This window comes from Halanaerobium kushneri (genome assembly GCF_900156285.1).
Classification (GTDB): domain Bacteria; phylum Bacillota; class Halanaerobiia; order Halanaerobiales; family Halanaerobiaceae; genus Halanaerobium; species Halanaerobium kushneri.
Genome location: NZ_FTNC01000027.1, coordinates 22,188 through 33,922, shown reverse-complemented (window position 1 = coordinate 33,922; position 11,735 = coordinate 22,188). Strand labels below are relative to the sequence as shown.

Here is an 11,735-nt window from a genome sequence, read left to right as displayed (position 1 = left end):
AGAAAGCATCGATTCTAGATCATATTCTCTTTTTCTACCAAAATATTTGTAGTAAGCAGTGTAGAAACTGAATGGAATAAATTCAGATAAATCAAGATATTGATCGAGCATTTCAAGGAATTGAGGTTTATCATTTTGAGCCCAATCTTTGGCCTGTTCATAAAGATCACCGAAAGACAATTGCTTTTTAGAATTAAAAGACATTATGATTTCCTCCTTTTGGCTTTGTGGTATTTTTAGTATCTCTAACTATATTATACCATATCTTAAGGAGGAAATCACCAAAAATTTATGTCATGAGCCCTGTCATTTAGGGCCTTAGACATTATACAAACGACTAAGAATTGAAAATATATAGGAGGTAATATTTATGAGTGTACACATTGGAGCAAAAAAAGGAGAAATTGCAGAGACTATTCTGCTTCCAGGAGATCCGTTAAGGGCTAAATTTATTGCAGAAAATTATTTAAAAGATGTAAAACAATATAATAATGTTAGAGGAATGTATGGATTTACCGGAACATATAAAGGTAAAAAAGTTTCTACCCAGGGAACCGGGATGGGAATGCCCTCACTTTCAATTTATGTTAATGAATTAATTCGGGACTACGGAGTAAAAAATTTAATTAGAGTTGGCTCCTGTGGTTCATTTAATGCAGAAGCTAAAGTAAGAGATGTAATATTAACCAAAGCAGCCTGTAGTAATTCTAACCTAAATAAGATGCGCTTTGATGGTAAGGATTTTGCAGCGGCAGCAAGCTTCAAACTTTTATCCCGAGCTTATCAAGTAGCAGAAGAAAAGGGTACAGAAGTTAAAGTGGGTACCATTTTAAGTTCAGATGCATTTTATAATGATGATAGTGAAGCCTGGAAAAAGTGGAAAGAATATGGAGTCTTAGGTGTAGAAATGGAATCAGCTGAACTATTTACACTGGCAGCTAAGTATGGTGTAGATGCATTAAGTATTTTAACTGTAAGTGATTCTTTGGTAACTGGCGAAGAAACTACTTCCGAAGAAAGAGAAAAGACTTTTACAGATATGATGGAGATAGCACTTGAATTAGCTGAATAAAAAGTTTAAAGATATTTTTATGATAAATTAGGGCTGCTAATTATGATAGGAGCTCTAATTTTTCTTTTTACTTATTTTATTAAAAAAATTCAAAAAATTAGTTTTGCAAGGAGAAAAAAAGATGAAGTTGGATATTAATCTTGATTTAAAGGCGAAACAGGAATTAGTGATGACTCCAAAACTTCAGATGGCAGTTAAAATATTACAATATAACAGTAGAGAATTGGAAGAATTTATAAATGAACAGGCTAAAGAAAATCCTTTATTAGAAGTTTTGAAAAATGAAGGTGATATTTATGAAAATTCTACCTACAGGGGAATCAAAAAAGAAAATCCAAATTATGAGAACTTTATTGCCTATAATCCGAAGTTTTGTGAAAGTATAGAAAAGCAGCTTTTTGAAGTATTAAGTGATAAAGAGATGGAACTTGGCAAATTCATTGTTGGGAATTTAAATAGCGAAGGGGAACTCAGCCTAAGTTTTGAAGAAACTGCAAAAATATTCTTTGATTTAGAATCAGAAAGTGAGATCACAAAAATTAAAGAAATTTATCATAAAATTAGAGGTTTAGATCTGAAAGAGGCAATAAATTCAGTCAATCCGGCTGCTGAATACGTACAAGCTGATCTTATTGTCGAAAGAACAGAAACTGGTTATCAAATAATTACAAATGATAATAACTTTAATTTAAATATTAGCTCTTATTATTTAAATTTATTAAAGAAATGCAAGGACTCTGAAGTTCAGAAATATTTACAGGAAAAATACAAATCTGCTTTGTGGTTAATCAAAAGTATTGAACAGAGGAAAAATACGATTATTAAAATTTTGAAAGCAATCATAGACAAGCAGTATGATTTTTTTGAATATGGTTTAAAAAATCTATATACCATGACCATGCAGGAAGTTGCAGATAGTATTGAAATGCATGAATCAACAGTTAGTAGAGCTACCACAAACAAATATATTCAGACCCCGCATGGGACAGTACCTTTTAAAATGTTTTTTAATAGTGGGATTGATAATTTGTCTTCTGTCAGCATTAAAGCAATAATCGTTGAATTAATAAAAAATGAAAATAAAAATTCTCCCCTCAGTGATGCCAGTTTGGTTAAAATATTTAAAGCTCAATATGAACTTGATATTTCCAGAAGAACAGTGGCAAAATACAGAAAATCACTGGCAATTAAGGGCTCAAGGTCAAGAATGAAAAAATAAACCCTGAAAATTTTCAGGGTTTAAATATTATTTATTAAATTGAAAATATATTAAGTACTTTCTCTAATTCCTTAATAATTTTATTTAATTCTTCTGAAACATTTGTTAATTTATCAGCAGAATTTTTTTGTTTTTCACTTAAAGAATTAACTTCTTTTGTAGTTATCGAAGATTTTTGAGAAATTGCTGCTATATCTCTTATCTTTTCAGAACTCATTTTTTTGTATTTATTAATTGATTTGGTTGAGCTATCTAATTTTTTTATATAAATAATTATTTCATTAAGTTTATTATTAATATTTTTAAAATCAGATTCTGTTTGTTGAACAGATTTATGCTGTTCTAAATAAATATTTTTGGCAGCTTCAACTTTCGAAGCTGATTTCTTACTTTCTAAAGTAATATCTTTGATGATTTTTTTTATAATATCAACAGACTCAGAAGATTTTTCTGCCAGGCCTCTTATTTCTGCGGCGACTACCGCAAAACCTCTCCCGGCCTCTCCAGCACGGGCTGCTTCTATAGAAGCATTTAAAGATAAAAGATCTGTTTGTTCACTTATGGCTTCAATTAAATTAATGATATCATCGATTTTTTGAGCTTTTTCATTTAAATTCTGAATATCATTTATAACTTTATCTGAAATATTTGCAGCATCTTTACTTTTTGCTTTTAAATTTTTAACAGTTGAATTTGCATTATTGCTTGTATTTTTAATATCATCTGTTAATTGATTCATGTTTTTAATTGAAATGTTCATTTCTTCAATTTTCTGAGACAGTTTTTTCATAATATCCGAAGCTTTTTGTTCTTCTTTTGCCTGTTTATTTGCTCCTGCTGAAATATTATTAATTGAGTGGGAGATTAGTCTGGAGTTTTCTTCAGAATTATTTGCTAGAGTATTAACTTTTTTAGAATTACTTATTACAGATTTAGCTGTATTTTTGCTTTTCTGAATAAGAGAAGCAATTTTATCAGTCATTTTATTAAAACCTTTTCCTAAAATCGCAAATTCATCTTTTCCAATAATCTCTACTTTGGTATTAATTTTTCCATCTCCGACTTTATGAAAAGAATTTATAATTTTATCAATGGCAGCAGAAATATTTTCTGAAATAATATTGGAAATAATAAAAGAAATTATAATAGATAAAATAGCAATTAATAAAATGAAATTTCTATTATTATGTATTTCTTCCAGCAAGGATTTCATTGGTATTCGGGCAATTAATTTCCAACCATTATTCATTTTATTATAGGAAATTAAACTATTTGTATTTTCAGAAATATAGCTTTTATTTTCGGAATCTAAATTTTTAGATATTTTTAAAAGTGAATTATCTTTTTGTACTTTATTATTTTTATTTGAGCTTGAAATTAAATTATTATTTTGGTCGGAAATCATTAAAATGGAGTTTTCACCAATATTTATATTTTCATATAAGTGATTAAATATATCATTATTTAAGATAAAAATTAAAGTTCCAATTGTTTTAAATGTATTAACACTGGTTAAAGATTTAATTAAATATAAGTTATTGTTATTATTTTTAATTTTATATGACCAGATTGATTCACCTTTGTCTGAGACTGCTCTTTTATATAACGAATGTTCAGAAAAATCATTCCCAATAACTTTTTTGATATCTTCATTAAATGTTGAAAAATTAGAACTTCCAGGTCTGTAAACTATAATTCCTTCAATTTCTTTGTTGGACTGAACAATAGAATTGAGCTGATTATTGACTTCTTTAATGTCCATTAATTTTTCAAAATCATCTTCATAAGTTAATCTTGATATTTTTTTCATTAAATCTCGATTAGAGATTATCATTGTAGAATTTTTCTCAATTTTTTCTAGATTATTATTTATATTAATAGTACTTTGCTTAATTAATTCTTCTGTATAATGTGATATCTTATTTTCAATTGTAGCTCGGGTATTATCATAAGAAAAATAACCTATTATGATGACCGGAATGATACTGAGTAATAAAAAGAAGATCAATAATCTTGTTTTAACTTTAAAATTGGCTAATGTTTTGTTAAAGTGTTTTTTTATTTTAAACATTTTATCCCCCTTAAAGATAATAATAATACTTACACTATATAATGATGCAAGTATTATGCCAAAAATTAAAATACCATAAAATTATTAGATAAAAATGTATATTTAATTAAAAAAATTGCAAATTTGATTAATTTGTCTTATTATATAGTATGAAATCTAAATTTTAATTGGAGGTGATTCAAATTAAGAAAATTGATGAAGTCTATGAATGTTTAAAAGTATTGAATGATAATCAGGAAGGGATATCGGCAGCCGAAATAGCTGAGGAACTTGATTCTAATCGAGCAAATATCAGTCGTTATTTAAATAAATTATACAGATCAGACAGGTTAGCTAAAATTCAGGGAAGACCGGTACTATATAAATTAAAGGAAAGTAATGAAGAGCAAAAGATAAATAAAAAAACATCTAGAAAGCATTACAGTTTAAAAGATAATGTAAAAGAGGAAAACAGCAAACTGGATGATATTATTGGAGCTAAAGGCAGCTTAAAAAATCAAATTCAACAGGCTAAAGCGGCTATTTTATATCCTCCTAATGGACTGCATACTCTGCTTTTAGGTGAAACCGGAGTTGGGAAGTCGATGTTTGCAAATTTAATGCACGGTTTTGCAGTTGATTCTAAAATGCTGGATCAAAATGCACCCTTTGTTCAATTTAATTGTGCCGATTATTCGGATAATCCTCAATTATTAATCTCGCAAATTTTTGGAGTAAAAAAGGGAGCTTATACTGGAGCAAACAAAGATAGGGATGGACTTTTAAAAAAAGCTGATCAGGGAGTTTTATTCCTAGATGAGGTTCATCGGTTACCACCTCAGGGACAGGAAATGCTTTTTACCTTTATCGATAATGGTCATTTTCGTCCCCTTGGAGAAAGTGAAAAAAAATTAAGTGCTCAGGTACAGATAATTGCTGCCACAACAGAAGAGCCTGATTCATTTCTTTTAAATACTTTTGTCAGGCGTATACCAATGGTTATTAAATTACCTTCTTTGAAAAATAGAAGTCTCAAAGAGCGTTTCAGACTGGTTGAAAGTTTTTTGAAAGAAGAATCAAAAAATATTGGTAAAAGTATTTATGTTGATAGAAATTCTTTAGTCTCTTTTTTGTTATATGATTGTCCAAATAATATAGGTCAGCTGGCAAGTGATATTCAGTTGGCAAGTGCTAAATCTTTTTTAAACTTTAAAACTTCGGATAATAAATATATTTTGATTTCACAGGAAGATATTCCTGATCATGTGCAAAAGGGTATACTTAATTTACATCATAAACGTTCTAAAGTAGAAAATTTATTTAAAGATCAGAATGAAATATTGGAATTTTCAGATAGTGAGCAGAATAAAATTGTTAATATTAATTCTAATCCTGATCCTGAAGAGCCAAAACTTGGAAGATTATTTTACGATGTAATAGAAGATAAATTAAATAGTCTACGTCAGGAAAATATGGATGAAGCAAAAATTCAAAAAATCTTAAATATTGATATAGAATCACATTTCAAAAAACATTTAGAATCACTACCTGATATCATAAATAAATCTGATATAAATAAAATAGTTGAAAAAGAAATTGTAGAAATTACTGAAGATATTTTACAGCTATCAGGGAGAAAACTGCAGCGTAAATTTGATAAAAAAATATTTTTGGCTTTAGCATTACACCTGCAAAAAAGCATAGAAAGAATTAAAGCAGGCGAAAAAATTTATCATCCAGAATTAAATAATATTCGTATTAATCATTTTCAAGAATTTATGACCGCAATTGAGGCAGCTTCTTTAATTGATAAAAAGTTTCAGATAGAAACTCCCTTAGATGAGATAGGTTATATAAGTATGTTTTTAATTAAAAATCCTTATCAAATTAATGATAAGCGCAAGTCAAAGGTGGCAGTTTATATTTTAATGCACGGTAATTCTACTGCTACAAGTATGGCCGATGTTGCCAATAAATTGCTGGGAGAGGAATTTGCTATCGGAATTGATATGCCGCTTGAAATGGAAGCTCAAAAATTCTTTGAGCATAGCAGTGAAAAAATAAAAAAAGAAGCGCCTAATAGAGATATTCTTTTATTGGTTGACATGGGATCTTTGACTGGCTTTGCAGATATGATGGAATTAGAAAACAAGAGAAAAATTAAAATTATAGATATGGTAAGTACCCCTATTGTTATTGATGTCTGTAGGAAGGCTATATTGGGGCAGAGTATCGAGGAAATATACAGCAGCTGTCTAAATTATGCTGTGCAAAAAAGGAAGCAATCTGCAGGAGAAAGTACAAATTCTAAATCTGAAATAGAAATTAAGGCTGATAATTTTGAAAATTTAATTATTACAGCCTGCTTTACTGGCGAGGGAGCTTCCAGTAAATTAAAAGAGATTATTGAAGAACAATTTTCTCGGGAAAATATAAAAATAATTTCTTTAAACATCATTGATTATGACCAATTTATAAAAAAAATAAAACGATATCAAAAACAGTATAATTTACTTGCAGTTGTGAGTACAGTTGATATCAAAAAAGCCGATATACCATTTATTCCTGCTGTCGAAGTATTATCTGGTAAGGCATTTGAAAAATTAAATACAAAATTAAATGATTTAGACAAGTATAATAAAATAAAAAGCTCTTTGAGTGAACATCTTGATAAAGTAAATAGCAGTAAAATTGTAAGTGAATGTAAAAACATTATTAATTCGATTATTAAAGAAGCTAAATTAATAATTGATAGTGATGTTAAAATAGGAATTCTGCTGCATATGGTTTTTTTAATTGAAAAATTGCTGAAAGGAGAAAACGATAACTCTTTTAAGGGATTGGAAGCTTATCAAGTTGAAAACAAATCTTTTATGCATAAAATTGCAGAAAAACTTTTCTTTTTAGAAAGGGAATATGCCGTAAAAATTAGTGATGACGAGATAGCATATATCAGCAAGAGCTTTTTAGAAAATTCTAAGCTGCAGAAAAATATTGAACTAAATTAATTTGCTGGATAAATATAATTACAGGTGGCGATAGTAGTGGAAAATATTGTTTTAGTATGTACAGCAGGTATGTCAACCAGTCTTCTGGTTTCTAAAATGAAAGAAATTGCAGGTCGAAATAATATAGAAATTAATATTGAGGCGTTGGCTCAGTCTGAATTAAAAAGTTATAATAAAAGAATTGATTTGATTTTACTGGGCCCTCAGGTTAAGTATTTATTAAATAACTTAGAAAGAAATTATAAGAATTCAGAAACTAGATTTGATGTTATTGATAGCATTCATTATGGAACCTTAAATGGTAAGGCTGTTTTAAATCAGGCATTAACTCTTTTAAATAAAAAGGTGATATAAATGCTTAGTAAATTCATTAAAGTAATGGAAAATAGATTTGTTCCTTTTGCTTCAAAATTAGGATCTCAGAGACATCTGCTTGCTATTAGAGATGGATTTATTTCGATAATGCCGTTGGCGATTATTGGTTCGCTTGCAATATTGATTAATAATTTTCCGATTAATTATTACCAGCAATATATGGTCGGTGTATTTGGAGCAGAATGGACAACATTTTCTAATTATATCTATAGTGGGACTTTTTCGATAATGTCTTTATTAATTGTATTTTCTATAAGTTATAATTTGGCAGAATCTTATAATAATGATCCTTTACTTGCTGCCTTAATCTCTTTTTCTTCTTTTATAATTACTATTATTCAATCAGGTCCTCAGGGATTCACTATTCCATTTAAGTGGCTTGATGCTTCAGGATTGCTGGTTGCTGTTATAGTTTCATTACTGGCTACAGAAATATACGTAAAGATGATGGACTTAATTGAAATTAGAAAAAATACTAATCAGGGAACGATGACTCCAATTTTAAATAGATATTTTTCAGCTTTAATTCCTACTATTTTAATTTTTATTATTTTTTCTTTGATGAGAATAATTTTTGCTTTTTTAGGAATTGAAAATATTTTTCAAGAAATATATAGATTAATTCAACTTCCCCTATTAGGACTTGCTAATAATCTATTTACAGCTTTAGTTATTGTTTTTATTGGTCATTTTTTTTGGTTTTTGGGTTTACATGGAACTAATATTTTGGAACCGGTAATTCAAACTCTGTATTTACCAGCTCTGCAGGAGAATATTCAGGCGGTTAGTAATAATTTAGCAGTTCCGAATATCTTTACTAAGCCTTTTTTTGATTCTTTTGTTTATATGGGCGGAAGTGGGACAACTATAAGTTTGTTAATTGTTATATATTTATTTTCAAATTCTAAGAGAAAAAAGGATTTAATGAAATTAAGTTCTACTCAGTCAGTTTTTAATATTAATGAACCAATTTTATATGGTTTGCCAATAGTAATGAGCCCAATTTATTTAATTCCTTTTATTTTAACTCCACTAGTTTTAACATTGAGCAGTTATTTTGCCATTCTAACTGGACTTGTGCCTAAAACTATTGCTATGGTTCCCTGGGGAACACCTCCAATAATAAGTGGTTTTTTGATAACTGGTTCTATATCTGGATCTTTACTGCAGATATTTAACATATTTATAGGTATTTTAATATATTTTCCTTTTGTAAAAATAGCAGAGAGAATTAAGGATTAGAAGGAGGTAATTATGAATTTAGAAAAAATGATATTTAGTATTATTTCTTATAGTGGTGATGCGAAAAACTTATTTATGCAGGCAATTAAATATGCTAAGAGTAATCAAAATGAAAAAGCCAGAGTCTGTTTAGAAGAAGCCGACGAGAAATTGATAAAGGCTCATTTAAAACAAACTGAATTAATTAAATTGGAAAGTAATGGAGAAGAAATTGAAAATAGTATTTTATTAACTCACGGCCAGGATCATTTAATGACAGCTTCATTGTTAAAAGACTTAGCAAAGGAAATTATAAATTTGCATCAAAAAATTAATAATGATTAAAAAATAGTGTGTAAAAGCGTGTAATCTTGAGATTGCACGTTTTTTTTATGCCAAATTTTAAAAAATTTTTTATCTTTAAATTTAAAAATAACATTGAGAATAACTAATATAATAAGGTTTACGGCAAATATTTTTTAGTGAAATAAAAATCACAGTATTAATAAACTATTCTGGCATGTAACTTGCAATTATATATAGGCAAATAACTATAAGGAGGAATTTTTAATGAAGAAAAGTATGATTTTTGTTTTAGCTATGCTTTTAGTTTTATCTGTTGGTGCTGTAAACGCTGGAGCTGTTGAATTAAGAGTTTATTCGATGTTTTCTGGAGCTGATCCTGCTTCTGGTGTTTACGAAGAACTAATAGAAGAATTTAAAGCGGAACATCCTGAGGTGAAAATTATTGATGAATCTGCTACCTTAGATGAGAGCGTTAAGGTTAGAATTGAAAATGATTTTGCTTCAGGTAATGAACCAGATATAACAATGTATTTTACTGATTCTCAGGCAAAACCTATTGTAGAATCTGGAAGAGTAACTCCTCTTAACGATATTTTAGCAAATAATCCTGACTGGAAAGCTGGTTTCCTGCCTTCAGTTTTAGAACAGGTTAGATACAGTGATGGAAATATTTATGCTCTGCCTATTACAGGATTTTATGAAGGTTTAATAGTTAATTTGGATTTATTTGAAAAATATGATGTAAAGATTCCAGAAACCAGAGAAGATTTATTTAATGCTGTAGAAACTTTTAGAACCAATGATATTGTGCCAATGGCAGCAGGTCTTGGTATGACTCCTCATTATAATATTGAGCATTCCATTCTTAAAGTAGGGGGAGCTGCAGCTCATGATGCAGGTATCGCTGATGGAATTAATCCAATGTGGATTGAAGGTTTAAATCATATGAAAGAATTATATGACGCAGATGCTTTCCAAAAGGACACTTTAACACAGGATTGGTCTGGTGCTCGTCAGTTATTTAAACAGGGGAAGGCAGCTATGTTAGTTGAAGGTTCCTGGGCTATTGCGGATGCTCAAAATGAAGGTGCCAATAGAGTTACAATAGTTCCATATCCAAAGGTGGGAGAAAATGGTAACCAGACTGATTTAATTGCCGGATTTACTTCTGGAATGTATTTAAGTAAGGAAGCTTATAATAATGAGAAAAAACAGGATGTTGTTGTTGAACTGCTTAAGCATTTAACAAATAAAGAAGCTATCAAAAAAATTGCAGAAGCCAATGGGGGACTTCCTGCAGCTGATGTTACACCTGCAGGTCTATCAAAACCATATCAGGATGGATTAGAAATGTTTAAAAATGCTGATCATGTGTCATTACCTATTGATGCCCAGATTCAGCGTCCAGCCTGGCAGACACTTGTTGATGGGGTAGCTTATATAGTTTCTGGTAGAAGATCAGCAGAAAACATTTTAGAAGAAGTAAGAAAAATTGAACTGCAGACAAAATAAATTATATTAAAGCATAAAAGAGGAGCAGCTAATCTAGTGCTCCTCACTTTTTCACTGGAGGTGGAGACAATTAAGTTTAAAAATGATAATAAAGTTATATTTTTCTTCCTGTTACCAGCATTATTATTCTGGAGTATATTTTTGTTTTATCCTATAATCAGAAGTCTTTATAAAACATTTTTCTTTACAGTTCACAATATTAATCCCGAATTTATCGGCTTTGGGAATTATATTAAGTTATTAACTGATCCAGTAGTCTGGCTTGCTACCAAAAATACTTTTATTTTTATGATAGCTGCTGTAATATTTCAAGTTGGGCTGGGAGTTCTCCTGGCTATTTTTGTTGATTTAATTCGCTATGGAAAAAACTTTTTTCGAACAACATTTTTTTTCCCCATTGTTTTATCAGCAGCTTCATTAGGACTTTTATTCCGATTGCTTTATAACTATGATGCCGGTTTATTAAATTCAATTTTGGAAGCCCTTAATTTTGAACCTGTTTTATGGCTGGATGCTGCCAAGGCACTTGCAATGGTTATGATTCCAACAATTTGGCAGTATGTTGGGTTTTATTTTGTAATAATTTTAACTGCCTTAACCAAAATACCCAATTCCTTATATGAAGTTGCAAAAATAGAAGGAGCAAGCACATTTCAGCGAATAACTAAGATTACATTGCCTTTAATTTTTCAGGATATTCGAGTCTGTATTGTATTGGCTATTACTGGAACTCTAAAAGTATTTGATATGGTCTGGGTTATTACTGCAGGTGGACCTTTTGATTCTTCGCAGGTTTTGGGGACCTATATGTACAGTACTGTTTTTCAGAGAAGATTATTTGGTTATGGTTCAACAATAGCAATTTTTATAATTATTTTAGGAGTAATTGTAACTACATTGACCAATAAATTTATTGGAAATAGGGATGTAACAATTGATTAGTAAGTTTATTTTTAATTAACAAGAAAGGAA

The 11,735-nt window shown here is 29.4% G+C and carries 9 protein-coding genes and 1 pseudogene; 8 read left to right on the top strand and 2 right to left on the bottom strand.

Annotated features, from left to right (window positions below; genetic code table 11):
* Nucleotides 1-204: pseudogene (locus BW929_RS13025) on the bottom strand (ISNCY family transposase); the annotation flags it as partial.
* 166 nt (nucleotides 205-370) lie between these two features.
* Between BW929_RS13025 and deoD the strand changes: the two are divergent.
* Both deoD and BW929_RS13015 read left to right on the top strand, forming a co-directional pair.
* The gene (gene deoD / locus BW929_RS13020; RefSeq protein WP_076545922.1) at nucleotides 371-1,072 is read left to right on the top strand and encodes a purine-nucleoside phosphorylase; all 702 of its coding nucleotides are present in this window, start codon (nucleotides 371-373) and stop codon (nucleotides 1,070-1,072) included.
* Nucleotides 1,073-1,193: 121 nt separating this feature from the next.
* On the top strand, nucleotides 1,194-2,291 hold the full coding sequence (locus BW929_RS13015) for an RNA polymerase factor sigma-54 (RefSeq protein ID WP_076545921.1): 1,098 nt from the start codon (nucleotides 1,194-1,196) through the stop codon (nucleotides 2,289-2,291).
* Nucleotides 2,292-2,325: 34 nt separating this feature from the next.
* Here BW929_RS13015 and BW929_RS13010 read toward each other — a convergent pair whose 3' ends face one another.
* Entirely contained in the window at nucleotides 2,326-4,362 is a 2,037-nt protein-coding gene (locus BW929_RS13010; protein ID WP_076545920.1) for a methyl-accepting chemotaxis protein, read from the bottom strand.
* Between the two features lie 221 nt (nucleotides 4,363-4,583).
* On the opposite strand from BW929_RS13010, the gene BW929_RS13005 reads away from it, so the two are divergent.
* From BW929_RS13005 to BW929_RS12980, 6 genes are all read left to right on the top strand, one after another.
* Nucleotides 4,584-7,349 (top strand): sigma-54-dependent transcriptional regulator, encoded by a 2,766-nt coding sequence (locus BW929_RS13005; protein WP_234978109.1) that lies wholly within the window; start codon nucleotides 4,584-4,586, stop codon nucleotides 7,347-7,349.
* Nucleotides 7,350-7,385: 36 nt separating this feature from the next.
* Entirely contained in the window at nucleotides 7,386-7,703 is a 318-nt protein-coding gene (locus BW929_RS13000; RefSeq protein ID WP_076545919.1) for a PTS sugar transporter subunit IIB, read from the top strand.
* Complete coding sequence (locus BW929_RS12995) at nucleotides 7,704-8,966, top strand: PTS sugar transporter subunit IIC (protein ID WP_076545918.1); 1,263 nt, start codon at nucleotides 7,704-7,706, stop codon at nucleotides 8,964-8,966.
* A 12-nt stretch (nucleotides 8,967-8,978) separates the two neighbouring features.
* Nucleotides 8,979-9,290 (top strand): PTS sugar transporter subunit IIA, encoded by a 312-nt coding sequence (locus BW929_RS12990; RefSeq protein WP_200805250.1) that lies wholly within the window; start codon nucleotides 8,979-8,981, stop codon nucleotides 9,288-9,290.
* A gap of 225 nt (nucleotides 9,291-9,515) precedes the next feature.
* Nucleotides 9,516-10,763: an ABC transporter substrate-binding protein gene (locus tag BW929_RS12985; RefSeq protein ID WP_084566214.1), complete on the top strand. Its 1,248-nt coding sequence runs from the start codon at nucleotides 9,516-9,518 to the stop codon at nucleotides 10,761-10,763.
* Nucleotides 10,764-10,904: 141 nt separating this feature from the next.
* The gene (locus BW929_RS12980) at nucleotides 10,905-11,705 is read left to right on the top strand and encodes a carbohydrate ABC transporter permease (protein ID WP_234978108.1); all 801 of its coding nucleotides are present in this window, start codon (nucleotides 10,905-10,907) and stop codon (nucleotides 11,703-11,705) included.
* Nucleotides 11,706-11,735 lie beyond the last annotated feature (30 nt).